The sequence below is a fragment of the Aminobacter sp. P4_D5 genome, from assembly GCF_056401815.1.
In genome coordinates this window covers 46,231-68,959 of the sequence record NZ_JBFUIP010000003.1, presented here as the reverse complement: position 1 = coordinate 68,959, position 22,729 = coordinate 46,231, and the positions used below count along the sequence as shown (strand labels likewise).

Annotated in this window: 21 protein-coding genes; 7 read left to right on the top strand and 14 right to left on the bottom strand. The window is 61.2% G+C overall.

Annotation, left to right across the window (positions count from 1 at the left end; translation table 11 throughout):
* Positions 1 to 2: 2 nt before the first annotated feature.
* Complete coding sequence (locus AC1DWF_RS01730) at positions 3 to 1,547, top strand: indolepyruvate oxidoreductase subunit beta family protein (protein WP_476841398.1); 1,545 nt, start codon at positions 3 to 5, stop codon at positions 1,545 to 1,547.
* 18 nt (positions 1,548 to 1,565) lie between these two features.
* Here AC1DWF_RS01730 and AC1DWF_RS01725 read toward each other — a convergent pair whose 3' ends face one another.
* Both AC1DWF_RS01725 and AC1DWF_RS01720 read right to left on the bottom strand, forming a co-directional pair.
* Positions 1,566 to 2,111: a MarR family winged helix-turn-helix transcriptional regulator gene (locus tag AC1DWF_RS01725; RefSeq protein WP_476786258.1), complete on the bottom strand. Its 546-nt coding sequence runs from the start codon at positions 2,109 to 2,111 to the stop codon at positions 1,566 to 1,568.
* A gap of 242 nt (positions 2,112 to 2,353) precedes the next feature.
* A complete protein-coding gene (locus tag AC1DWF_RS01720; RefSeq protein WP_476788751.1) occupies positions 2,354 to 3,145 on the bottom strand; it encodes a cyclase family protein in 792 nt (263 codons plus the stop codon).
* 575 nt (positions 3,146 to 3,720) lie between these two features.
* On the opposite strand from AC1DWF_RS01720, the gene AC1DWF_RS01715 reads away from it, so the two are divergent.
* The 5 genes from AC1DWF_RS01715 to AC1DWF_RS01695 all read left to right on the top strand — a co-directional run bounded on the left by AC1DWF_RS01715 (position 3,721) and on the right by AC1DWF_RS01695 (position 10,433).
* The gene (locus tag AC1DWF_RS01715; RefSeq protein ID WP_476788750.1) at positions 3,721 to 4,995 is read left to right on the top strand and encodes an ABC transporter substrate-binding protein; all 1,275 of its coding nucleotides are present in this window, start codon (positions 3,721 to 3,723) and stop codon (positions 4,993 to 4,995) included.
* Positions 4,996 to 5,021: 26 nt separating this feature from the next.
* Entirely contained in the window at positions 5,022 to 7,319 is a 2,298-nt protein-coding gene (locus AC1DWF_RS01710) for a molybdopterin guanine dinucleotide-containing S/N-oxide reductase (RefSeq protein WP_476804370.1), read from the top strand.
* Entirely contained in the window at positions 7,316 to 8,620 is a 1,305-nt protein-coding gene (locus AC1DWF_RS01705; protein ID WP_476786313.1) for an NAD(P)/FAD-dependent oxidoreductase, read from the top strand. Before AC1DWF_RS01710 ends, AC1DWF_RS01705 begins: the two co-directional genes overlap by 4 nt.
* Positions 8,621 to 8,668: 48 nt before the next feature.
* Positions 8,669 to 9,634, top strand: coding sequence for an ornithine cyclodeaminase family protein (locus AC1DWF_RS01700; RefSeq protein WP_476788748.1), 966 nt, complete (start codon positions 8,669 to 8,671; stop codon positions 9,632 to 9,634).
* 100 nt (positions 9,635 to 9,734) lie between these two features.
* Positions 9,735 to 10,433: a GntR family transcriptional regulator gene (locus AC1DWF_RS01695; protein ID WP_476788747.1), complete on the top strand. Its 699-nt coding sequence runs from the start codon at positions 9,735 to 9,737 to the stop codon at positions 10,431 to 10,433.
* A 34-nt stretch (positions 10,434 to 10,467) separates the two neighbouring features.
* Here AC1DWF_RS01695 and AC1DWF_RS01690 read toward each other — a convergent pair whose 3' ends face one another.
* From AC1DWF_RS01690 to AC1DWF_RS01665, 6 genes are read right to left on the bottom strand one after another with little or no spacing between them, the layout of a single operon-like run.
* Positions 10,468 to 11,412, bottom strand: a complete 945-nt coding sequence (locus AC1DWF_RS01690) for a branched-chain amino acid ABC transporter permease (protein WP_476788746.1) — start codon at positions 11,410 to 11,412, stop codon at positions 10,468 to 10,470.
* 7 nt (positions 11,413 to 11,419) lie between these two features.
* Positions 11,420 to 12,322 carry a branched-chain amino acid ABC transporter permease gene (locus tag AC1DWF_RS01685; RefSeq protein ID WP_476783208.1) on the bottom strand — a complete coding sequence of 301 codons (903 nt, stop codon included), beginning with the start codon at positions 12,320 to 12,322 and terminating at the stop codon, positions 11,420 to 11,422.
* Positions 12,319 to 13,047 carry an ABC transporter ATP-binding protein gene (locus AC1DWF_RS01680; RefSeq protein ID WP_476783209.1) on the bottom strand — a complete coding sequence of 243 codons (729 nt, stop codon included), beginning with the start codon at positions 13,045 to 13,047 and terminating at the stop codon, positions 12,319 to 12,321. Before AC1DWF_RS01680 ends, AC1DWF_RS01685 begins: the two co-directional genes overlap by 4 nt.
* The gene (locus tag AC1DWF_RS01675) at positions 13,044 to 13,835 is read right to left on the bottom strand and encodes an ABC transporter ATP-binding protein (protein ID WP_476783210.1); all 792 of its coding nucleotides are present in this window, start codon (positions 13,833 to 13,835) and stop codon (positions 13,044 to 13,046) included. Before AC1DWF_RS01675 ends, AC1DWF_RS01680 begins: the two co-directional genes overlap by 4 nt.
* On the bottom strand, positions 13,832 to 15,052 hold the full coding sequence (locus AC1DWF_RS01670; protein WP_476783211.1) for a pyridoxal phosphate-dependent aminotransferase: 1,221 nt from the start codon (positions 15,050 to 15,052) through the stop codon (positions 13,832 to 13,834). Before AC1DWF_RS01670 ends, AC1DWF_RS01675 begins: the two co-directional genes overlap by 4 nt.
* The gene (locus AC1DWF_RS01665; protein ID WP_476783212.1) at positions 15,049 to 15,465 is read right to left on the bottom strand and encodes a RidA family protein; all 417 of its coding nucleotides are present in this window, start codon (positions 15,463 to 15,465) and stop codon (positions 15,049 to 15,051) included. Before AC1DWF_RS01665 ends, AC1DWF_RS01670 begins: the two co-directional genes overlap by 4 nt.
* 704 nt (positions 15,466 to 16,169) lie before the next feature.
* Between AC1DWF_RS01665 and AC1DWF_RS01660 the strand changes: the two genes are divergently transcribed.
* Positions 16,170 to 16,412: a DUF1344 domain-containing protein gene (locus AC1DWF_RS01660; RefSeq protein ID WP_476783213.1), complete on the top strand. Its 243-nt coding sequence runs from the start codon at positions 16,170 to 16,172 to the stop codon at positions 16,410 to 16,412.
* Positions 16,413 to 16,542: 130 nt separating this feature from the next.
* On the opposite strand, the gene AC1DWF_RS01655 is transcribed toward AC1DWF_RS01660, so the two are convergent.
* The 6 genes from AC1DWF_RS01655 to AC1DWF_RS01630 all read right to left on the bottom strand — a co-directional run bounded on the left by AC1DWF_RS01655 (position 16,543) and on the right by AC1DWF_RS01630 (position 22,608).
* Positions 16,543 to 18,333: an ABC transporter ATP-binding protein gene (locus tag AC1DWF_RS01655; protein WP_476783214.1), complete on the bottom strand. Its 1,791-nt coding sequence runs from the start codon at positions 18,331 to 18,333 to the stop codon at positions 16,543 to 16,545.
* A 29-nt stretch (positions 18,334 to 18,362) separates the two neighbouring features.
* Positions 18,363 to 18,722: a Rid family hydrolase gene (locus AC1DWF_RS01650; RefSeq protein WP_476783215.1), complete on the bottom strand. Its 360-nt coding sequence runs from the start codon at positions 18,720 to 18,722 to the stop codon at positions 18,363 to 18,365.
* Between the two features lie 27 nt (positions 18,723 to 18,749).
* Entirely contained in the window at positions 18,750 to 19,109 is a 360-nt protein-coding gene (locus AC1DWF_RS01645) for a RidA family protein (RefSeq protein WP_476841397.1), read from the bottom strand.
* A gap of 35 nt (positions 19,110 to 19,144) precedes the next feature.
* Complete coding sequence (locus AC1DWF_RS01640; protein WP_476783217.1) at positions 19,145 to 19,999, bottom strand: ABC transporter permease; 855 nt, start codon at positions 19,997 to 19,999, stop codon at positions 19,145 to 19,147.
* Positions 20,000 to 20,004: 5 nt separating this feature from the next.
* Entirely contained in the window at positions 20,005 to 21,009 is a 1,005-nt protein-coding gene (locus tag AC1DWF_RS01635) for an ABC transporter permease (RefSeq protein WP_476783218.1), read from the bottom strand.
* 81 nt (positions 21,010 to 21,090) lie between these two features.
* Positions 21,091 to 22,608, bottom strand: a complete 1,518-nt coding sequence (locus tag AC1DWF_RS01630; RefSeq protein ID WP_476783219.1) for an ABC transporter substrate-binding protein — start codon at positions 22,606 to 22,608, stop codon at positions 21,091 to 21,093.
* Positions 22,609 to 22,729: the final 121 nt, after the last annotated feature.

Sequence of the window (22,729 nt, the reverse complement as noted above, 5' to 3'; positions counted from 1 at the left end):
TCATGAGCAAACCTCTGATCACGATATCAGCCGACGAAAAACCGATCTCGATCGCTATCCTCGCCATGGGCGGACAGGGCGGCGGCGTTCTGGCCGACTGGGTGGTGGCGCTCGCCGAGGCAGAGGGCTGGGTTGCCCAGTCAACCTCGGTGCCGGGCGTTGCTCAGCGCACAGGCGCCACAATCTATTATGTCGAGATGCTCAAGCCCAAGGGCGGACAGATGCCGGTGCTGTCGCTTATGCCGACGCCTGGCGATGTCGATGTTGTGCTCGCCGCCGAATTCATGGAAGCCGGTCGCTCGATGCTGCGCGGGCTGGTGACGCCCGACAAGACGACGCTGATCGCCTCGACCCATCGCTCCTATGCGGTCGGCGAAAAGGAAGTGCCTGGCGATGGCACGGGCGATCCACTGGCCGTGGTCGACGCCTTTGGCGTCGYGGCGAAAAGGACGATCATCTTTGATATGCAGGCGTTGGCTGAAAAAAACGGCAGCGTGATTTCGTCGGCAATGTTCGGTGCCTTGGCTGGTGCCAATGTACTGCCCTTCACACGCGAAGCCTTCGAGAATGCAGTGCGAGCCGGTGGCAAGGGCGTGGAAGCTAGCCTGCGCGCATTTGGCTCGGCCTTCGACCGTGCACGCGACGGCAAGCCCGAAAAAGTGGCCAAGATGCCGGAGAAGCTGCTTCCGGACGCACCCATCTCGGTCGGGCATCCGAAGCTCGACCGGCTGCTCGACCGCATCCATTCCGAGTTCCCGCCAGTGCTGGCGCCGATGCTCTATGCCGGCACGAAGAAGCTGGTCGACTTCCAGGACCCGCGCTACGCCGATGAGTATCTCGACACCGCGTCGCGCTTGCTAATGCTTGACCGGGACGCCGGTGGCGAAGCCTGGAACTTCGGCTTCAGCCAGGAGATCGCCAAATACCTCGCCGTCGCCATGGCCTATGACGATGTCGTGCGCGTCGCCGACCTGAAAACCCGTTCGACGCGCTTCGAGCGCGTGCGCAAAGAAATCGGCGCGACTGGCGAACAGCTCGTCTACACCACCGAATACATGCATCCGCGGGCCGAGGAGGTGGTTGGCACCATGCCGGCATTCCTGGGGCAATTCATCGAGAGCCGGCCCACGCTGCTCAAGCTGCTGGAGCGACTGTTCAGCAAGGGTCGGCGGGTGCGCACCGGCACTATCGGCTGGTTCCTCGCACTTTATGCCTTGTCGAGCCTGAAGCCGATACGACGCACCATGCTGCGTCACAAGCGCGAGATGGCACACATCAAGAACTGGCTGGATACGGCCACCGCCATGCTGCCGACAAACTATGATCTGGCCGCCGCCGTGGTGGGCAGTCGTCGACTGGTCAAGGGCTACTCTGATACGCACAGCCGCGGCCAGGGCAAATTCGACAAGGTTTTGTCAGCTGTTCCCATGCTGCAGGCACGGGAGGATGGCGGAACCTGGCTCAAGCGTCTTGTTCAGGCAGCGCTACAGGACGAAGCCGGCAAGTCGCTCGATGGCGCGCTGGCAACCGTCAGAAGCTTCACGTGAGGGTTTTTCCTGTTCCGCCTATAACTCGGCTTTTCCGTCGCCGGCCTTTGCCGCAGCTTCATCGACGCTGAACTTGTCGACATTGCGAAGGACCTTGTGCAACGTGACGATGAAGGCATCGTACTCGTCGGGTTCGATACCTTCGAACAGCTGTGAAAAGATGCCAAACAGCACCGGCCAAAACTGCTGGAAGACGTCGCGACCGGCATCGGTGATGTAAACTTCGCGGACACGCATGTCGTCGGCGCGCGACTGGCGGCGGACAAATCCCTGCTCCTCAAGCGCATCGAGGGTGCGGCTCATCGTCGACTGCTCGACCACGGCAAGGAACGACAGCTCGTTGACGGTCAATCCTGGCGAGATCGTCAGCAGCGCTATGGCCCGCATCTTGGGCGTCGTCAGGTCGAGCGGGCGCAGCAATTCCTGCAGGTTGGCGTTGTAGCTTGCCGACAGCCGATTGATGAGATGCGGCGCAAAGCGGTTGAGCCCGATTTCGCCAAGGCTGGGCAGGCGGTTGCCGTCGCCTGCCTCTCTGAACGACCCGAGGAAGTATTTCGTGACCATTGCTACCTGTTCGGCTCGATGGAGTTCGTCGCTGTCCGAATTGCCATGAAGCCGATTATCCGGCAACCGTCCAGAGCGTCGCTGCCGAGATCAGACGCACAACGTCGCACTAGAACGAAAGGCCGGGCGCCAAACGGCAACCCGGCCCACGCCGTGGCGATTGGTTCCTCGATATGAAGCGCCATCCGCCTTTCGGCGACGGCGGCGGTGGGAGCCGCCGCAGTCCTCAAAAAATTACTAGCTCAGGCCCGAGGCGCGAGCGCGAAGGCGCGTACCGGGCTGCCGGTACCCCCGACGATCTTAAGCGGCGCCACGACCAGCACGGCACCCGTGGCTGGCAGCTTGTCGAGGTTGCACAGGCTGGCAAGGCCGTAGCTGCCGACTTCCAGCAAAAGGCTGTGCGCCGGGAATGGTGGGTCCATCGCCACCGCGCTGCCGGCATCGGTGCCGACGCATTCGTTGCCAAAACCGAGCACTCCTCGTTCTACCAGGTAGCGCACGCAATCGACGCTCGGACCAGGCGTGTGCGGGCCCTTTTCATCGGCGTTCAGGAAGGCTTCGGTGGAAGTGTTTCGGTGATACCAGTCCGAGCGCATCAGTACCCAGGCTCCCTTGGGGATCGCGCCGTGGACGGCTTCCCATGCCTTGACGCCATCGGCGGTGAGCAGGAAATCGGGATTGTCAGCCACTTGCTTCGAACAATCAATGACCACGCAAGGCGCGACAAAGGACTGGGGCGACACGGTGTCAGTGGTGCCCTGAGCGACATCCTTGCCGGAAATCCAATGCGCTGGGGCATCGAAATGCGTGCCGGTGTGTTCACCCAGCTCCATCCAGCCCCAAGCCCACCATGGGCCGTTCGCGTCATAGCGCGAGATCTCGTGCATCTTGAACTTCGGCGTGTTCTTGGCGAAATCCGGCGGCAGATAGAGAACCGGGGTGTCCGGCCCTAGCGGAGCGGTCAGGTCGACGATCTGGACCGCGCCCGTGGCGATTGCTGAAGCGAAATCCGCCAGCGTCTGGTTGGCACTCATCTTGGCTCTCCTCCTCCTTGATGGGCCCGAAGCCCAAGTCCTGCTCAGCCTATTCAAGTCATATGCATTTGCAAATATTATTTTCGCATTGACGTCAGTGGCGCCGGTATCCTTCGAGCACGAATATCCCCGCATGCATGGTTTTTGATCACGCAGGCTTGCCGACCGCCCCACCGAGGTTACGCCGGACCAAGCCAAACTGCGTTCGTCGCTCCGGCAGACCCGTGGCATTGCTACTTCTTTTCGGCTGCAGTCCCGAAGAAATACCTCATTTCGACGCAAAGTCGATCAAAATCCGCGGCCGCGCAGGAGCAGCGGCCGCCGGCTTCATCCTGCCATGCAAGGCATTGCGGATGAAGCTAACAGATTGACACCAAAGAGCATTTTTCTACTTGCGGATGGCCGATCACGTCGATTTCGCGTCCTGCAACCTCGCTTTACAACACCAATTTTTTGTGCGCTTATGATCAAATGATGAAACAGAGGAGCCTTGCCGCGACGCCTTCACCAACAGGCAGCAAAGCCTGAGACGAGCGCGCGGCGGCCATCATCCAAACAAGGGGAACAGAACTGTGATGAACAAGACCAAGGGCCTGATGCTGGCTAGCATGCTCGCGGCCACAGCGTTTTCCACGTCATCGGCAATGGCTGACGAAGCCGCCTGCCCGGTCAAGATCGGCGGCGTGCTGTCGCTGACCGGCTCGATGGGTGCCGTGGGCAAGAACATCGCCAACAGTGCGCAGCTCGCCATTGCCAACATCAACGAAGGCGGCGGCATCAAGGGTTGCCAGGTCGAGTTTGTACTGCGCGATGACCAGGGCCAGCCCAATGTCGGCGTCGACGCGGCCAAGTTTCTTGTCGATGTCGAAGGGGTCAAAGCCTTGACGGCCAGCATTGGCAGCGGCGTTACCATCCCGATCCTGACCTCGGTTTCGGCTCCCTCGCAGATACCGCAGATCGCCTGCTGTGCGTCCGCCCCGATCCTCACAACGCTCGCGCAGGAAGGCAAGACAAGCGGCTTCTTCTTCCGCACCCAGCCGACCGTCAAGAACCTCGCTTATCCGCCGGCCAAGATCGCGGCCGAGCGCGGCTTCAAGCGCATCGCAATCATCTACGTCAACAACGACTACGGCACGAGCCTTCTGAAGGATTTCTCGACGGCAACGGAGAAGCTTGGCGGCGAAGTGGTGAAAGCGGTCGCCTTCAACGAGAACCAGGCCTCGTATCGCGCCGAAGTGTCCGCCGCGCTCGCAGAAAAGCCGGATGCGATGTTCCTTGTCGCCTTCCCGCAGGATGGTGCGACGATCACTCGCGAATGGATCTCGCTTGGCGGCACCCAATCGTTGATCCTCAACAACGCGCTGCGCAGCCCCGACTTCGTCAAGGCGGTGGGCTCCAAGTACCTGACCAAGGCCTTTGGCACCGACAATGCGTCGGTAGCTGGCCCGGAGATCGAAGCCTTCAAGCAGGCGTTCAACGCCGCTTATGGGGTCAGTTCCGATGGCCCCGGCATCTACAGCGAGTACGACGCCGTCATGATCCTCGGCCTCGCCATGAACATAGCGCCAGACTTGTCAGGTACTTCGATCCGCGATGCCATGCGCAAGACGCAAGCCGCTGATGGCGAAGTCATCGGCACAGGTCCGGCCGAGTTCAAGAAGGCGCTGGAGCTGATCAAGGCCGGCAAGCCAATTAAGTTCGTCGGCTCGCTCGGAACGATCGAATTCGATGCTTATGGCGACATCAGCGGCCCAGCCCTTTCCTGGCATATCCAGGGTGACGAACTGATCATCGACAAGACCTATTCGAATGAGGATATGAAGAAGCTCTTCGCGGAGATCGAAGGCTAAATCCACGGGCGGGCACGGACCAGGGCATGACGAACTACACGCTTTCCCATTGGGGCACCTATGAGGTTGGACCCCGCGGAAACGGCATGCCCGCCCTCAATCCGTTCAAACGCGATCGGGACCCGAGCCCGATCGGCTTCTACCAACTCGACCCGGCGCTCGAACGGCTCCGGGTCCGGCGCCCTGCCATACGCAGGAGCTGGCTTGAATATGGTCCAGGTTCCGCCCCCGAACGGCGCGGTCTCGATCCCTTTGTCGAAGTCGAATGGGACCACGCCCTCAACATGGTCGCGGCCGAGATCGATAGGGTCCGCACCACTTACGGCAATTCGTCGATATTCGGCGGTTCATATGGCTGGTCGAGCGCCGGCCGCTTCCATCACGCGCAAAGCCAGGTCCATCGCTTTTTGAATGCCGCCGGTGGCTATGTCAGGCATGTCGATTCCTACAGTTTGGGTGCCGCCAACGTCGTGCTGCCGCACATTGTGGCGAGCATGGACGAGCTGATGGCGAGCCACAATTCCTGGGACATGCTCGCAAAGCATTGCGAGCTGTTCGTCACCTTCGGCGGCGTGCCGGTGAAAAATGCTCAGATGAATGCCGGCGGTGTCGGACTGCATGGCGTGCCGACGGGCCTCGCCGGCATGCGCGCGGCAGGCACCCAATTCATCAATATCGGTCCGGTATGCGACAACTTCGGAGCTGTCGCCGATACAGCGACTTGGATCGCCTGCCGGCCCAACACGGATACATCGGTGATGCTGGCGCTCGCCTGGGTGCTTTTCACTGAGACCCTGCACGATGCGGCCTTCCTTGCGCGCTGCTGCGTTGGCTTCGAAAGCTTTGTCCCCTACCTCACCGGCGCGGCCGATGGCGTCCCCAAGACACCCGAATGGGCGGAATCAATTAGCGGCGTTCCGGCCGCAGCCATCGTCGATCTGGCTCGGCGCATGGCCAGGTCGCGCACCATGCTCAATGTGTCTTGGTCAATGCAGCGTGCCACTCATGGCGAACAGCCGTTCTGGATGGTGGTGACGCTGGCGGCGATGCTCGGCCAGATCGGCAAACCCGGCGGTGGCTTCGGCGTGGGCTACGGTGCTGCCAATCTTGTCGGCAGCAGGCATGCCAGAGTCAAGGGCCCCACACTTTCGCAGCTCAAGCCCAGCGTGTCCGATTTCATTCCCGTCGCCCGCATTTCCGACATGTTGCTCAATCCCGGTGCGCCCTTCACCTACAACGGCAAGACGCATAAATATCCCGACATCCACCTGGTCTACTGGGCCGGCGGCAATCCGTTCCACCATCACCAGGACCTCAACCGCCTGCTCACAGCCTGGCAGAAGCCCGCCACCGTCGTCGTCAACGAGCAGTACTGGACGCCAACCGCCAAGCGCGCCGACATCGTTTTACCGGCCACGATTTCACTGGAGCGCGACGACATCGGCTCGGCGACGCGCGAGGCGTTTTTCGTGGCTATGAAGCAAGCGGTGCCAGCCGCAGGTGAAGCTCGCGATGATTATGCGATCTTCGCCGACCTGGCCGACAGACTCGGCTGCGGCGAGACATTTTCGGAAGGGCTGGACGCCGCCGGCTGGCTGTCGCGGCTCTATGAGGAAAGCCGTGTCGTCAATCGCGAGCGCGGGCTCGAACTGCCCGATTTCGAGACGTTCTGGCGCGAAGGACTGATCGACCTCACCCCGCTCGACCACCCCGTCACCATGCTAGCCGATTTTGTCGCCGATCCGGAGAAGAAGCCGCTCGGCACGCCGTCGGGCAGGATCGAGATCTTCTCGCAGCGAATTGCCGGTTTCGAACTGGAGGATTGCCCCGGCCATGCCACATGGTTGGCGCCGGCCGAATGGCTGGGCGCCGAACTCGCGGTCACATATCCGCTGCACCTTTTGACCGATCAGCCAGCCCGCAGGTTGCACAGCCAACTCGACGCCAGCCCGCATAGCGTCGGCGGCAAGTCCCACGGCCGCGAGTTGGTCTACATGAACACTACCGATGCCGCGCAACGTGGCCTGTCCGAAGGCCAGATCGTAGAACTGTTCAACCATCGTGGCCGCTGCCTCGCGGCCGTGACAATCACCGACGACATCATGCCCGGCGTTGCCCGGCTCAACACCGGCGCCTGGTTCGATCCCGACCCCGTCACCGGGCTCGAAAAACACGGCAATCCGAACGTCCTGACGCTCGATGTGCCGGCATCAGGCCTATCGCAAGGCTGCAGCGCCCAGACCTGTTTGATCGAGATCGCAGCCTTTAGCGGTCCAGTTCCTCCTGTAACCGCCTTTTGCCTACCGGAATTCGAGACATTATGAGCACCGCACAAACCGCGCCCCGCCAGTACATGCGCACTGTGTGGTGGAAGACCGCCAATCCGGCACCGGTCACTCAGCCACTGTGTGACACAAGCAAAGTCGATGTCGCCATCATCGGCGCCGGTTTCACCGGACTTACAGCTGCGCTGCATCTTGCCCGGCGTGGCGCCCGCGTCGCCGTGCTTGAGGCCGAAACGATCGGCAGCGGGGCGAGCGGGCTCAATGCCGGGTTTGTGGTCCCGAATTTCGCCAAGGCTGACCCGACGGCCGTAGTTGCCAAGCTTGGCGAAGAGCGCGGCCACAGGCTGCTCGAGATGATCGGCGAAGGCGCTGACAGCGTCTACGCTACTATCCGCGAAAACGGCATAAGTTGCGATGCCGAGCAGGTCGGCTGGATGCATGTCGCGCATTCGGAAAAGATGCTTGATGTGCTCGAAAACAGGGCCCGGGCATGGCAATCCCTTGGCCGCCCCGTGCGTATGCTCGACGCTGTCGAAGCGCACCGCCGCGCAAGCCTCAAGCATAACGCTGGCGCCCTCATCGACGAGAGCGGCGGCACGCTGCATCCGCTCAACTACGCCTACGGATTGGCGAGCGCTGCCATCAAGGCCGGCGCCTCTATCCACGAGCGCGCGCCTGTCCAGGCCGTTGAACGGTCTGGCAAAGGGTGGCGGCTGACCAGCGGTCAAAGCACACTCATTGCGGATATCGTTTTGCTGTGCACCAATGCCTCGGAGCAAGGCGCAGCGCGCCGTTTAGGCCGAATCGTCGTGCCGCTGCGCGTCTACCAGATCGCCACCGCCCCGCTCGACGAGGTCACCGTGCGGCGCATTTCGCCCAGCCGAAACCCAGTTGCCGACACACGCGCCAATCTCTTCACCTTCAGGCTCGACCGCGACAACCGCCTGATCAGTGGCGGCATGTCGGTGCTGCCTGTGGGTGCCGAACCGCGCATGGCCGCGATGATCGCAAGGCGATTGCAGGCCGAGCTCGGTCTACCGCGACTTCCCGCAGTTGAAAGCGTCTGGCGCGGCACGGCTGCCATGACGACCGATTTCCTGCCTCATGTCTATGAATTCGGTCCGCGCTTCATCGGCGGCATCGGCTGCAACGGACGAGGCATAGCGTTGACGGCGATGCTCGGCGAGGTGTTGGCCAACGCCGCGTTGGGCAAACCGCTAGACGAATTGCCGATCCCACAGGCCTCGCCGCGCGCGCTGCCCTTCCGCAGCTTTGCCGCTGCAGCCCCTTCTGTTGCCATCGCACAAGCCAGATGGCAGGACCGTCGACAGGGATTGTGATCCACCGCGACAATTCCACACCTGTCGCCGACAATGGAGCCGGGACTCATGCTCATTCTGAACCAGCAGGCAGTCGCCCTAGCTTTGCCCATGGCCGATTGCATCGACGCGATGAGCGATGCGCTTTTGGATTTTGCCCAGGGCAAGTACCAGCTGTTTCCACGCCACCAGCTCAACCCTGGACCTGGCGAAGTGCTGATGGGGCTGATGCCGGTGTTTTCGCGCGCCGGCGGGGAGAAGATGTGGTGCCTCAAAGACGTGCTCGTTGCGCATGACAACCACAGGCGCGGCCTCGACAACCATCAGGGCGCGGTGCTGCTGAATGACGGCGATACCGGCCAGCTCCGCGCTGTCCTCGATGCCACGGAAATCACCGCGCGTCGCACCGCTGCGACCTCGGCTGTGGCGACAGCCGCACTGGCCAGGCCGAACGCGAAAACAGTCGCCATCCTTGGCACCGGAACGCAGGCAGCGACGCACATCGAGGCGCTGCGCCATGTTATTCCCGACGCGCGCTTCATCCTATGGGGCCGATCACGAGACAAGCTCGGGGCGCTTGCCAAGGCAAACGGGGCCGAGATGGCCGCTAGCCCAAGGGACGCAGTCGCCGAAGCCGATGTGGTCTGCACCCTGACCGGCTCGAAAGAACCTATCATCGAGCTTAGCTGGCTCAAACCAGGCTGCCACATCAACGCCGTCGGCTCCAGCAACCGCACAGCGCGCGAACTCGGCGACGACATCGTCGTTGCTTCTACCTTCTTCGTCGATTCGCGCAGCCAGGCGGCGGCGGAATGTGGCGAGCTTTTGCAGCCCCTCGAAAGAGGCGTCATCGGTGCCGACCATGTCCGTGCCGAACTCGGCGAGGTGCTTGCCGGCTTGCACCCTGGCAGGACATCCCCTTCCGAACTGACCGTCTTCAAGTCGCTCGGCATTGCCGTCGAAGATGCCGCGGCCGCGCACCGCGCCGTAAGAAACGCGCTTGCACAAGGCATAGGCCAGCAGGTCGATTGGTAGCAACGCAAGCAAGCGCGCAAACGTCGCGGCCGAATTGATACGGCGCGGCGCTTTTTCTATGTTATGTGCTCATTCATCGTTTGATCAAAGAGGAAGACGAATGAACGTCGAATTCCTGGAACCCGTATCGTCACGTTCGACAATTCAGGACGGCGTCTACCGTCAGCTGCGCAAGGCGCTGATGTCCGGCCATTTCGACCCGGGCCAGACGCTGACGATCGCAATGCTTTCGGACACGTTCAAGACGAGCCACATGCCGGTTCGCGAAGCCCTGCGTCGCCTCATCGCCGAGAACGCGCTGGTGGTGCTGACGACCGGTTCGGCCCAGGTGCCGACAGTCAGCTTGGCTGCGCTGGACGATTTGTGCCTGACGCGCATCGCGCTTGAAACACTTGCAACCAAACTTGCGACCGAGCGCTGCACGCCAGTCGACAGGCGCACCTTCCGCGCCCTTGTCGAAGACCATGAAGCTGCGGCCAATGACAGAAATCTCGAAGAGATGCTGGCGCGGAACCAGGAGCTGCATTTCGCCATCTACGACTGCTGCGGTTCGCCTGTCATCACTCAGTTCATACAGAGCCTTTGGCTAAGGTTCGGCCCCTACATGCGCATGCTGTCGGGTCACATCGAGCCGGTGCTGGTGTCCGGGAAATATAAGCCGAGCTCGCATCACCGCGACCTTATCGACGCGATTGACGCTGGCGACGGTCGCACCGCTGCCAAGGCGATCAAGGGTGACATCGAAACGACCCAAGCGCTGCTGCGCCGCTTGTGCAAGGAAATGGTCGATAAGGCCTGAAAGGGCCGGCGCGAGCGCCGACCCGATTGGCATCTCAGGCGGCGTGCCTTGAGGTGACCGGCTGTTCACCGATCAAGCCGCGGGGACGCAGCAAAAGCACCAGAACCAACGCCAGGCCAATGATCATGGCCTGAGCCGCGCCACCATAGATCTGGTACTGCTCGGGCAGGATTTTCGACGAAGCCGCGCCGATTGCGCTCCAGATACCCCAGACCACGATCGCACCCAAAATGGCACCGCGATTGTTGCCGCTGCCGCCAATGATGAGCATCGTCCAGATTTGGAAGGTCAGGATCGGGAGGAAGTCGAAGGGGCTGACGAAACCGATGAAGCTGGCGTAGAGCGCGCCGGCAAGCCCCATCAGCGTAGAGCCGATGACAAAGGCCTGGAGGCGAAAGCTGCGGGTGTTTTTGCCCAGTGTTTCAGCTGCGACCTCGTCTTCGCGGATCGCTTTGAGGACGCGTCCCCACGGCGACCGCGCGATACGCTCAAGTGCGAGATAGGCTACGGCCAGAACCGCCACAACGACGGCGAGATAGCCGAGATTGTTGGCGAGCGGGGTCGCAAACAGCCCGCGGAAAGGGTTGGGAATCGAAGCGATGCCCATCGTACCGCCCGTCAGGGCTTCGAAGTTGGTGGCGACAAGCTGGATGGTGACAGCGATTCCGAAGGTTGCGACAGCGAGATAGTCGCCCCTTAGCCGAACCGTCGCCAGTCCGGTGATGAGGGCAGCTAAGGCAACTGCGGCCATAGCGCCGATAAGCCCGACAATCCAGGGCAGCTCGAAATTGCCGAGAAGCTCAGGCCGCGCCGGCGCGGTGAGGATTGCGAAGGTGTAGGCGCCGATGGCGTAAAAACCAACGATACCGGCGTTGAACAGGCCTGTGCCGCCCCATTGCAGGTTGAGCCCAAGCGTCGCGATGCCCAAGATGAGTGCGACAGTGAAGAAGAATACGAGATACGAAACAAATCCGATCATCTGAGCCTCACACGCGTGCCGACCTGGAGAAGAGGCCCTGCGGCCTGAGGTAGAGGATAACGAGCAGCAGGGCGAAGGGCACCGCCGCCTTATAGCCGGTAGGGATGACCAGCGCCGACAGGCTTTCCGCGAGACCAACGATCAAGCCGCCGGCAACCGCGCCAAACAGGCTCCCGGTGCCGCCGAGGATCGCCGCCGTGAACAGCGCCAGCAGCATGTTGAAGCCCATCTCGGGGCGAATCTGCACAGTGAGCCCGGCAAAGACACCCGCGATGGCCGCAAGTGCACCGCTCAGCATCCAGGTCCAGCGCACCACCTTGGCGATGTCGATGCCGCAGACCTGCGACAGGGCCGGATTCTCGGCCATCGAGCGCATGGCGACACCGACACGGCTGAACTTCAGGAACAGGTGCAGCGCCACCACCAGCACCATGGTCAGCACCAAAACAAGTACCTGGTCGGGCATAAGGCGCACATTGGGCAGGACCTCTAGCGAGATCTGCAGTTCCTGGCTGAAGTAATGGGCGTCGGCGCCCCAGGCAAACAGCACGAGATTGCGCAGGATCAGCGCGATGCCGAAGCTGGCGAAGACCAGCGTCAGGCTGCCGGCGCGGCGCTTCCTGAGCTTGGAGAAAACCAAGGTGTCAGCGGCAACGGCAATCAGGCCAGTGCCGATGCAGGAAACAACGATGGCAACGATCAGCGGCCACCCGAAAGAGAAGGGGCCGATAGCCTGGCTGGCTGGCAGGAACGCCACAACCGCAAATGCGAGATAGGCTCCCCAGGTCAGCATTTCGGCATGGGCGAAATTGGCGAATTTCAGCATATGCGAGCACAGCGAATAGCCGATCGCCCCGAGCGCGAGGATGCCGCCGGTCAACAGACCGTCGGCGATGGCTTGTCCGATCATGATTTCCTCCGGAAGCCCAGGAATGCCTCGGCAATTGCGTCGTTGTCGAGCAGGTCGGACGCCGTCCCCGTCATATGGTTGCGACCCTCGACTAGGACATAGGCGCGGTCGGAAACCCGAAGTGCTGCCTTTGCGTTCTGCTCGACCATCAGCACCGCAACTCCGCTCTTGGCGAGACGACGCAGATCCTCGAGAACCTCATGAACGATCTTTGGGGCGAGACCCGCTGTCGGCTCGTCAAGCATGATAACGCGCGGGTCGGTCATCAGCGCGCGCGCCACTGCAAGCATCTGGCGCTGGCCGCCCGACAGCACATTGGCTGCGGCGCGGCGGCGATCGGCAAGTGCAGGGAAATGTTCAAAGGCGCGCTGCACGCGCTCCTTCAGCACGGAACGTGGCAAGGTGTGGCCGCCGCTGATCAGATTGTCCTCGATCGACAGGGAGGAGAACACGTTGCTGGTCTGTGGCACAAAACCGATGCCGGCGGCGATGATCTCGTGCGTTGGCAGACCGGAGATACGCTTGCCGCCGAGCTTGACCTCTCCGCCCTCGACCAGAAGCAGACCRGCAAGCGCTTTGAGAAAAGTCGACTTGCCAGCACCGTTAGGGCCGATGAGCGTGACAAGTTCACCGGCATCGATGGTGACCGAAATGTCGAAGACGATCGGCATGCCTGGGATGTAGCTGGCGCGTAGATTGCGCGCCTCGCAGACGGGCGTGTTCATGCCAGTTCTCCCACTGTCACGTCGCCGAGATAGGCATCGACGACGCGCTGCTCTTTCATCACGCCGGCGGGATCGCCTTCGAAGATCACCTTGCCCTGAGCCATCACCACGATATGGCGGCAGATGCGCATCACCATGTCCATGTTGTGCTCGACAATGAGGAAGGCGACACCGCGCTCGTTGAGCGCCACGATCTTGTCGATGAGGGTTTCGATAAGGGTAGGATTGACGCCCGCTGTCGGCTCGTCGAGCAGGATCAGCGGCGGATCGACCATCATGACACGAGCAAGCTCGAGTAGTTTCTGCTGGCCACCCGAGAGCACGCCGGCGAGGTCGCGCGCCTTGTCGGCAAGGCCGGTGAAGGTAAGCACCTCCATAGCCCGCTCGCGGGCGCGGCGCTCTTCAGCGCCGACCAGTCCACCACGGAACCAATTGTTCCAGAAATTCTCGCCCAACTGGTCAGTCGCCGACAGCATGACGTTTTCGAGCACCGACATCTCAGGAAAGGGCCGAGGGATCTGAAAGGTTCGCGCGAGGCCACTGCGGAATATCTTATCTGGCCTGAGACCCGATATACGCTGACCGGCGAAGATCACTTCGCCAGCGCTTGGCTGGACTTCGCCGGCAATGAGGCCAAACAACGTGCTCTTGCCCGCTCCGTTGGGACCGATCAGGCCAGTGATCTGGCCTGCCCTGACTGATATGTCGACATTGTCGACGGCCTTGAGAGCACCAAAGCTCCTGCCAAGGCCTCGGGTCTGAAGGATGACATCGCCGCCTTGCGTCATGCACCGCCTCGCAAGGGCTCGGTGCTTGCCGCGGTGTCGCGCCCATCCCACAGATTGTTGAAGAACCTAGACAGCCGGTCCATGCCTTCGTCCAGCCGTTCCAGGCTCTCGGAACCGAAACAGACGCGAAGATGGCCTTCGCCTGATTGACCGTAGAAGCTGCCAGCCTCGACGACCACATCTGCCTCGTCGAGGATCCTTTCCGCAAGCGCCTGTGAGGGAATCCCGAAGGCGGAGATATCAGGAAATGCGTAGATCGCGCCTTGCGGCAATGGGCATTTCACGCCTGGCATCTGGTTGAGGCGGCGGACGACAAGATCGCGTTTCTGGCGGTCTTGGTCGACCAGTTCGGCAAGGACTTCCGAAGGACCGGTGATCGCAGCACGACCACCGGCCTGGATAAATGTGTTGACGTGAGTGGCGTCGTTGGCGGTGATCTTGAGCAGCCCGGGCATGGCCCAGGCGGGTGCCACCATGTAGCCAAGGCGCCATCCATCCATGGCAAAGGATTTGGTGAATGCAAAAGCTGTGATGGTGCGCTCGGCCATACCGGGCAGCGCGGCGATGCTTGTATGCGCATGGCCGTCATAGACCATGTCTTCATAGACCTCGTCGGAGATGACGAGCAGGTCGCGCCTGATCGCCAGCTCGGCAAGACCTTCAAGTTCTGCGCGTGAATAGACGCGCCCGGTCGGATTGACTGGGTTTACCAGCACGATCATCCGAGTGCGCTCGGTGATGCTGCCCTCGATGTGCTCAGGCTTGAGCGTGTAAGCATCGGCGGCATCAAGCTGTACGAAAACCGGCTTGGCCCCGGCCAGTTCGATCTTTCCGATATGCTGGGGGTAGAAAGGGTCGAGCAGGATCGCCTCGTCGCCCGGATCGAGCAGTGCCAGGAAAGCTGCAAACGAGGCATGCGTCAGGCCGTTGGTGACCAGGATATCCGCAGCCGATACATCCATTCCGTTCTGGTTGCGCAGCTTTTCAGCCAGTGCCGCGCGGAAGCTCGCGGTTCCCTTGAGGTCGCTGTAGTGGACATCGCCGGCCTGAAGTGCCGCGATCGTCGCCTGCTTGATATGGTCGGGCGTGTCGGCGGATGGTCGCCCAAGTTCCAGATGGATGAGGTCGCGCCCGCTACCGGCGAGCGCCGCCGCCTTCTGATACATGCCGAATGATTTTTGTGGCGTCTCCGAGATACGCCGCGCGACCCGCTTCATTGTTCCACCTGACTGACATTTGCCGCAGCACCGACTTGGCGGCGCGCGATCACTTCGATCTCGACCTTGATCTCTTCGACGGGGAAACCGCAGATGATGGTCGTGTTGGTCGGGCGCGGATCGGCGAAGGTCTCGCCGAGCACACGCGAGACGGCCATGACGTCGTCGCGGCTGGCGAGATAGACGCGCACCGAAACGATATCGCGCAAGCCGGACCCAGCTTCGTCCAATGCCGCAGCGATGATGTCGAGTGAGCGCCGCGCCTGGGCTTCCGCTTCGTGCGCAAAGCCTCCGATGGAAGGGTCATGACCGGCCGTGCCCGAAACGAAGATCCAGTCCCCGTCGACGAGAGCGCGGGAATAGCCCGCGAGTTCCTCGAAGGGAGAACCGGAGTAGATCGCTTTTCTTGTCATCGGGCACCTCAAGTTCATACGCTCATTTGATCAAACCATCATCGTGATTATAGCAAGTTTGGGGACAGATCAACCGCCTAGGCGCGGCCCCAAGCATTTTGGCTTTGGCGGAGAAAGGCGCGGATGAAGGGAAGGATTGGCGATTGGCACTCAAGCCGAAACGCAGCCAGCCGATTGCTGGGTCTGGGACGCATTCAGTGCGCGCTATACATTGCGCGACGTCTCCGACGACACCGCTTGATGATCTTCAGCGATGGTGGTGTTTCCAGTGACTGGAAGATCGACGGTCTTTTGGCGCCAAGCTGCATGCGTCGTCGCAGAAAACCTCTGATCGGCAACGAATCGATAGCTCTCGCACCCTCACGAGCGATGGCCAGATGCCCATGTATTGAGGGTGACTATTGCTGAATTTCCGAGAGAGTTCTGCCAGGAAAGCCATCAGCGACAGCTTTGCATCAGCACGCTTGACTTTCCAGTAACTGGAAAGGGCAGCTTGTAACAACGGCTCCAAAAGCCGCCAACCAGGAAGGAAACGGCATGCTCGGCTGATAATCGAATACGGCTTGCGGCCAGTCTGCAGGCCCACATCACCGGTCATCAGACCGAAGTCAGATCCTTGCGAAAAACATTGGCGTGGACAATCCCGGCATCAGCGATGCCGGGTAGCGCCCCTCCATTGATCAAAAATAGAAGGCACACCTAAAATGAAGAAGATCCTCCTCATTGTCGCACCTCTCATTCTTCTTGCAGGCGCGGCACTCGCATCCTCCCGCGACGGCGTTATTGCCAAATACAACCACGATGTACGTGTCATCACTCTCGAGAACGGCAGAAGCTACACGGTGCCGCGCGACGTTGCCTTGCCCCCACTCCAGGCAGGCGAGAAGGTAACGATCATGTTGAACGGCGAAGGAGACCGTGTGACTGACGTGCTGAAGTCGCGCTAGTTGGCTCGGCCCTGAGCCTCCCCCAAGAAAAGCGCCACGGGGACTCCCACCCGTGGCGTTTGGCCCCGCGGCTTGATAGGTGCCAAACGAATGGAGCGTTCGCGGCCATGCCTTATGCGGCGTGCCCAGACTACTCCAGCCGGGCGAAGTGGTCGCGACTAATTGTCTTCATCGGAATTGCCTCGTGGCGATAGTCGACGGGCCGGATCGGGCTTTTGAGTTCGCGGGCTGCCAGCGTACGCTCACGGCGCCGGTCGGGGTGGACGATCGGCACGGCATCGAGCAGGCGGCGGGTATAAGGATGCGCGGGCGATTGCAGCACGGCATCGCGCGGTCCGATCTCGATGATCTCGCCCAGATACATCACCGCTATACGGTCGCTTACCTTTTCCACCACGGCCATGTCGTGGGAGATGAAGAGGATGGAAATCGCAAACTCCTCCTGGATCTCGGCAAGAAGGTCTAGGATCTGCGCCTGGATCGAMACATCGAGGGCTGAAACCGGCTCGTCGGCGATGATCACCTTGGGATTCAGTGCCAAGGCACGCGCGATGCAGATGCGCTGGCGCTGGCCGCCGGAAAACTGATGCGGGTAGCGGGCGGCCTGTTCCTGGGTCAGGCCAACCCTGTCGAGCAGGCTCATCACCCGGGCGCGGATAGCAGCCGGTGAGCCCATATTGTGGATCAGAAGCGGCTCGGCGACGATCTGTTCGACGTTCATGCGTGGATTGAGCGACGCATAAGGGTCTTGGAACACCATCTGGATGCTCTTGCGCGTCTCGCGCATGTCGGAAGAGCCAATGTCATTCAGCTTGCGCCCCTGAAGCAGGATGTCCCCCGAGTTGGCATTGATCAGGCGCATGATGGTCTTGCCTGCGGTTGACTTGCCGCAACCGCTTTCACCGACCAGAGACAAGGTTTCCTTGGCCCGCAGGTCGAACGAGACGTTCTCGACTGCATGAACGTTGGCAACCACGCGTTGGAAAATGCCCTGGCGAACGGCGAATCGCGTCACCAGATTGCGGACGCTGAGGACGACATCGGCTTCATCCTGCGTATCGACAGCATCTGTTGGGGACTCGCCTTCAGCCGCGTCATTGCGCATGTCGCCCAGCTTGGGGGCGGCATCGAGCAGCCGGCGGGTATATTCATGTTGCGGGGCGTTGAAGATCGAATGGACATCGCCCTGTTCGACCACTTCGCCGCGCAGCATGACGACAACCTTGTCGGCGACTTCGGCGACGATGCCCATGTCGTGGGTGATGAGCAAGATCGCCATGCCGGTTTCCCGCTGGATGACCTTCAAGAGCGCGAGGATCTCCGCCTGAACCGTGACATCGAGGGCCGTCGTCGGCTCGTCGGCGATCAAAAGGTCGGGTTTGCAAAGTATCGCCATGGCAATCATGACGCGCTGACGCATGCCGCCGGAAAGCTCGTGCGGATATTGCTTCAGCCGCCGCTCGGGCTCAGGTATCCGCACCTGCTGCAGAGCCTCCAGCGAAATACGATCGGCCTCTGCCCGGCCGACCTTGCGGTGCCGGATGACCACCTCGGACAGCTGCGCGCCAATGGTCAGCACTGGATTGAGCGAGGTCATCGGCTCCTGGAAGATCATGGCCAGCCTGTCGCCCCGGATCTTCTGCGCCTGGGTTTCGTCGAGGCCAAACAAGTCGACGGTGGCACCGACCTTGTCGCGCAGGGTCGCGCTGCCGCGGACGATACGGCCGCCCATGAAGTGTACGAGGCGCATCACCGATTTGGCAGTGACGGACTTGCCCGATCCCGATTCACCGACAAGCGCCACCACCTCGCCACGTCTAATGGCGAGGTCTATTCCTTTGACGGCGAGATCCTGTTCCGCGGCTCCGTCGAAATGTACGGCGAGATCGGTAATCTTGAGCAGTTCTTCAGTCACGTTCATCTCCAGGAGCCGCAGGGATCAAACCGTTGTCAGCACGCCGCGTAGGCGCGGATCTCGACGGCACAATCGCGCCGTGCCGCATGACCGGTGACAACCGACAGTGCCGGAACGCCTTCGGGATCGATCCAGTCGTTCCAGACTTCGCAGAAGGCATCATACTCGGCGATGTCGAACAGCCACACCTGAACCATCAGGATCTGCTTGCGCGATGATCCGACGTCCTTGAAGTGCTGATCGATGATGTTGAGGATCTGCAGCGACTGTTCCTTGACGTCACCGCTCTTGTCCGGTGCGGTCAGGCAGACCGATGCCAGCGTGTTGGAGGCCTTGCCGAGGCAGATCGTGGGGCGCCCCGGCCCATGCACGCGACCGATTTCTCTCAGTTCCATATCTGTCTCCCTATCTGTGCGCGTCGTTCAAKCCCGGTAGGCGATGACGACGGCCTCGACCAGGCAATCGGAACGATAGAGCTCGCCGCTGACGCAGGTGCGTGCTGGCGGATTGGCCGGATCGGCCCACTCGTTCCACACGGAATTCATCGCACCGAAATAACGCATGTCCTTTAGCCAGACATGGACCACGAAAATCGACTTGTGGTCAGAGCCGGCGGAGGCCAACAGACGGTCGATTGTGCCCAGCACCTCGCGGGCCTGTTCCTTGATGTCGCCACTAGTGTCGGTGGCGTGGACACCAGAGAGGAAGATCATGTCATTGTGGGTGACGCACATGCTCTTGACGGCGCCGTCGGTCTTCGCGGTTTCGAAACGTTCGATCACAGCGGTCTATCCTTCTTTTGTTGATTGAGGGCCCGTCACTTGGTGCGTAGACGAGGATCTAGGTGGGTGCGCAAGACATCGCCGAGCAGATTGATGGCAAGCACTGTGCAGAAGATGCAGAGGCCGGGAAACAGCGCCATCCACCATGATGTGCTTATGTAGGCGCGGGCATCGGCCAGCATGCCGCCCCATGTCGGGGTCGAAGGAGGCACGCCAAGCCCGAGGAAGCTAAGGCTCGACTCGGCGATGATCGCGGTTGCCATGGCGAAGGTGCCGACGATCAGCGCCGATTGGATGAGGTTGGGCAGGATATGCGTGCGCAGGATCCTGGCGTCGCTTGCGCCCAGTGAACGCGCTGCGACGACGAACTCGCGTTCTCGAAGTGTCAGAGCCTCCGCCCGGGCAAGGCGGCAATAGGGAATCCAGCGCTGCGAGGCGAGCGCAATGATCAGGATGCCGAGGCTCTGGCCGAGGAAGGCGACGATCGAAATCGCAAGCAAAAGCGGGGGAAACGCCCAGACCACTTCCAGGAATTTCTGGATGGCGGAGTCGATGCGGCCGCCATAGTAGCCGGAGACGACCCCAAGCGTCACGCCGACGACACCGGAGAAGGCAACGACCGCAATCGCGATCATCAGCGAAACGCGGGAGCCATAAACGATGCGGCTAAGCAGATCGCGACCGACATGGTCGGTGCCCAAGAAATGGGGGCCGGTCAATTGCGGCGGCGTCATCGCAAGCATCAAGTCCTGACGATTGGGATCGAACGGTGCAAGCAATGGCGCAAAAACGCTTGCCAGCAGCAGGAGGACGATCACCGTCAAGGCAAAGGCCGCTTTCGGGGTCTTCATGGCCTTCGACAACTGACGAGCTTTCGGTGAGAGGGCCATGCTTGTCACCTCAGCCGGATACGGGGATCGACGACCGTGTAGATCATGTCGATGAGAAGATTGATGAGCACGAACAGCGAGGTGTAAACGAGCACCAGCCCGGTGATCAGCGGAAAGTCGCGGAAGGAAATGCCCTGTAGAAGCAGGTAGCCGATGCCTGGCCAGGAAAAGACCGTCTCGACGATGATGGCGCCACTGATCAGCGTGCCGAACTCCAGGCCGATGATGGTGATGACCGAAATGAGCGCATTGCGGAAGGCATGGCGCCACAATACGACGCGGCCGGACATGCCCTTGGCACGTGCCGTCATGACGTAGTCTTCCTGCAGGTTTTCCATGACCGAGGCACGGGTGATCTGCATGATGATGCCGGTCATGTTGGTGCCGAGCACGATGATCGGCAACGTCAGATGGCGCATGGCGTCCCACAGAGCATCCCAGCGCCCGGCGATCATGGCATCTATGGTGAGGAAACCGGTGACCGGGTCGACTCCCATGCCCCATGTTGCCCGGCCACCAGACGGGAGCAGGTTGAAGATGCCGGCGAACAGCAAAATGAGCAGGATGCCGAGCCAGAAATTTGGCAGCGAGATGCCGAAAAAGCCGCCGACCGACCCGACAGTGTCGATGAACGAGTTCGGGCGGCTCGCGGCCCAAACGCCAAGTGGCAGGCCGACGATGACGGCAAGCAGGGTCGAGTAGACCGCAAGCTCAAGGCTTGCCGGCAGGCGCTCGAGAACCAGGTCCATGACCGGCTCGCGGTAGCGGAACGATTCACCAAAATCGCCCATCACCGCGTTTTTGAGAAACGTCAGATACTGGATGTAGACCGGCTGATCGAGCCCCCACGCGGCGCGGATGGCCTCGCGGACCTGTTCGGTCGCCTCATCGTCGACGAGCATATCGACAGGGTCGCCCGGAGCGACATGGATCAGCGAGAAGATGAGAAGCGAAACCATGAGCAGGACCGGAATGGTGCCTGCCACGCGCTTCAGCGTGTAGCCTAACATGGAACGACCTGCGGCTCGCGAGGAGAAGGATAACGGGGTGGGGCAAGGTTGCCCGCCCCGTTGCGACTGGCGATCGGCGCTTTAGCGGAGGTGGATTTCCCAGCCGTTGACGCGGTCAGCCTTGCTCGGCTTGAACTCCACGCCCTTGGCAACGCCCCAGGCCAACTGGTGCAGCCACAGGAAGCAGGCTGGTGCATCGTCGGTGATGGCGGCCATCGCCTTGGTGAGCATGGCGACCCGCTTTTCAGGGTCGAATTCCCGACGCTCAGCCTGGAGAAGCGCATCGACTTCAGGGTTGGAGTATTGCAGGCGCGGCGAGGCGCCGGTTTCGAAATACTGGGCTAGAGCTGGCGATGGATCGAGCATCTGTCCGCGACCCATATAGTAGAAAGGCGTGTCGCCGCGCTGCACATTCGTCCACAAGGTGGCCCATTCCGGCGATTGCAGGCGCGGTTTGAAGCCGACTTCTTCCAGCATGGGAATGATCGCTTCGGTGATCTGGCGGTCGGCGATGTAGCGTCCGACCGGGGTGAACAGATCAACCTCGACGCCGACAGCGCCGGCCTCGACGAGAAGCTGCCTTGCCTTTTCCGGATTGTAGTCAATCGGAGTGACGTAGTTCGGATCGTAGCCCAATTGGCCCTTGCCGACCGGGCCGTCCAGGAGGGTCGCCCGATTGCCGAGTATCGCCCGGGCGATGCCCTCGCGATTGATGGCATGGCACACCGCCTTGCGCACTTTCGGATTATCCCATGGTGCGGTTTTCGGGCTCATCGCAATGAACATCATCTCGGCTGAGTCGACGAATTCGGCACCGGCATTGGACATCTGCTCGACGCGGCTGACCAACTGGGGCGGAATGCCTTGCGCGATCTGGATTTCGCCGTTGGCGAGCGCGGTGACGCGCTGCTCGGGCTCCGCCATCATGCGGTAGATAATGCGCTTGGGGTTGGTTTGGCTGATGAGTGGATGGTCGTCGACCCGCTCGATGACGATATGGCTGCCGACACCGATGTCGGCCAGGCGGTAGGGACCTGCGCCAATCGGATACTTGCGGTCGGCTTCCTGGGCGCCGTGCTCGTCGAAGATCTTCTTCGAGGTGATCTTGAGCGTCGCGAGATAGCTCGGAAGCGTTGCCATCGGCTGGGTGGTGGTGATCCTGATCCGGCGGTCGTCAAGCGCCTCCGCCGATGCGATATACTGGACGGAGGCTTGCGACATGCTCTGCGGGTCGTTGCGCGAGCGCTCGATCGAATGAAGGATATCCGCGGACACCACCGGATCGCCGTTGTGGCGCTTCCAGTCCGAGCGCAGGGTAATGATCCAGTGGAGATCGTCCTCGACGGTGACGCTTTCAGCCAGGAACGGCACAAACTTACCGGCTTCAAAGTCCCAGCGCATGATGCAGCCATAGACCTGGCACCAGATTGATCCAACGAGCACGATGGAATCCGCATAAGGATTGTAGCCGGAGATCGCCTCGGTAATGGCGACTGATATCTGCCCCGGCTCCAGCGCCCTTGCCGGGCCTGCCGCGACAGCCGCACCGAGCGACGCGGCACAGCCGATCGCAAGAATCCTCTTGATTGCCTTGAGCATGTTCTCTCCCCCGTTTCGCTGCCGGCTCGCTCCCTCCTTGGGCACGATGAGCCTCGCTGCATTTCAACCACCGTCGCCAGCCGAAGGTGGGTTCCTCAAATTATGTAAGTATGCTATTACT

Coding starts and splice junctions, on each gene's coding strand:
- AC1DWF_RS01720 (WP_476788751.1), bottom strand. CDS start 3,145: ATGAGTGCCAACCAGACGCTGGCGGATTTCGCTTCAGCAATCGCCACG.
- AC1DWF_RS01705 (WP_476786313.1), top strand. CDS start 7,316: ATGAGCACCGCACAAACCGCGCCCCGCCAGTACATGCGCACTGTGTGG.
- AC1DWF_RS01670 (WP_476783211.1), bottom strand. CDS start 15,052: ATGAAGCGGGTCGCGCGGCGTATCTCGGAGACGCCACAAAAATCATTC.
- AC1DWF_RS01700 (WP_476788748.1), top strand. CDS start 8,669: ATGCTCATTCTGAACCAGCAGGCAGTCGCCCTAGCTTTGCCCATGGCC.
- AC1DWF_RS01630 (WP_476783219.1), bottom strand. CDS start 22,608: ATGCTCAAGGCAATCAAGAGGATTCTTGCGATCGGCTGTGCCGCGTCG.
- AC1DWF_RS01690 (WP_476788746.1), bottom strand. CDS start 11,412: ATGATCGGATTTGTTTCGTATCTCGTATTCTTCTTCACTGTCGCACTC.
- AC1DWF_RS01725 (WP_476786258.1), bottom strand. CDS start 2,111: ATGGTCACGAAATACTTCCTCGGGTCGTTCAGAGAGGCAGGCGACGGC.
- AC1DWF_RS01715 (WP_476788750.1), top strand. CDS start 3,721: ATGAACAAGACCAAGGGCCTGATGCTGGCTAGCATGCTCGCGGCCACA.
- AC1DWF_RS01660 (WP_476783213.1), top strand. CDS start 16,170: ATGAAGAAGATCCTCCTCATTGTCGCACCTCTCATTCTTCTTGCAGGC.
- AC1DWF_RS01710 (WP_476804370.1), top strand. CDS start 5,022: ATGACGAACTACACGCTTTCCCATTGGGGCACCTATGAGGTTGGACCC.
- AC1DWF_RS01640 (WP_476783217.1), bottom strand. CDS start 19,999: ATGGCCCTCTCACCGAAAGCTCGTCAGTTGTCGAAGGCCATGAAGACC.
- AC1DWF_RS01665 (WP_476783212.1), bottom strand. CDS start 15,465: ATGACAAGAAAAGCGATCTACTCCGGTTCTCCCTTCGAGGAACTCGCG.
- AC1DWF_RS01635 (WP_476783218.1), bottom strand. CDS start 21,009: ATGTTAGGCTACACGCTGAAGCGCGTGGCAGGCACCATTCCGGTCCTG.
- AC1DWF_RS01695 (WP_476788747.1), top strand. CDS start 9,735: ATGAACGTCGAATTCCTGGAACCCGTATCGTCACGTTCGACAATTCAG.
- AC1DWF_RS01650 (WP_476783215.1), bottom strand. CDS start 18,722: ATGGAACTGAGAGAAATCGGTCGCGTGCATGGGCCGGGGCGCCCCACG.
- AC1DWF_RS01685 (WP_476783208.1), bottom strand. CDS start 12,322: ATGATCGGACAAGCCATCGCCGACGGTCTGTTGACCGGCGGCATCCTC.
- AC1DWF_RS01675 (WP_476783210.1), bottom strand. CDS start 13,835: ATGACGCAAGGCGGCGATGTCATCCTTCAGACCCGAGGCCTTGGCAGG.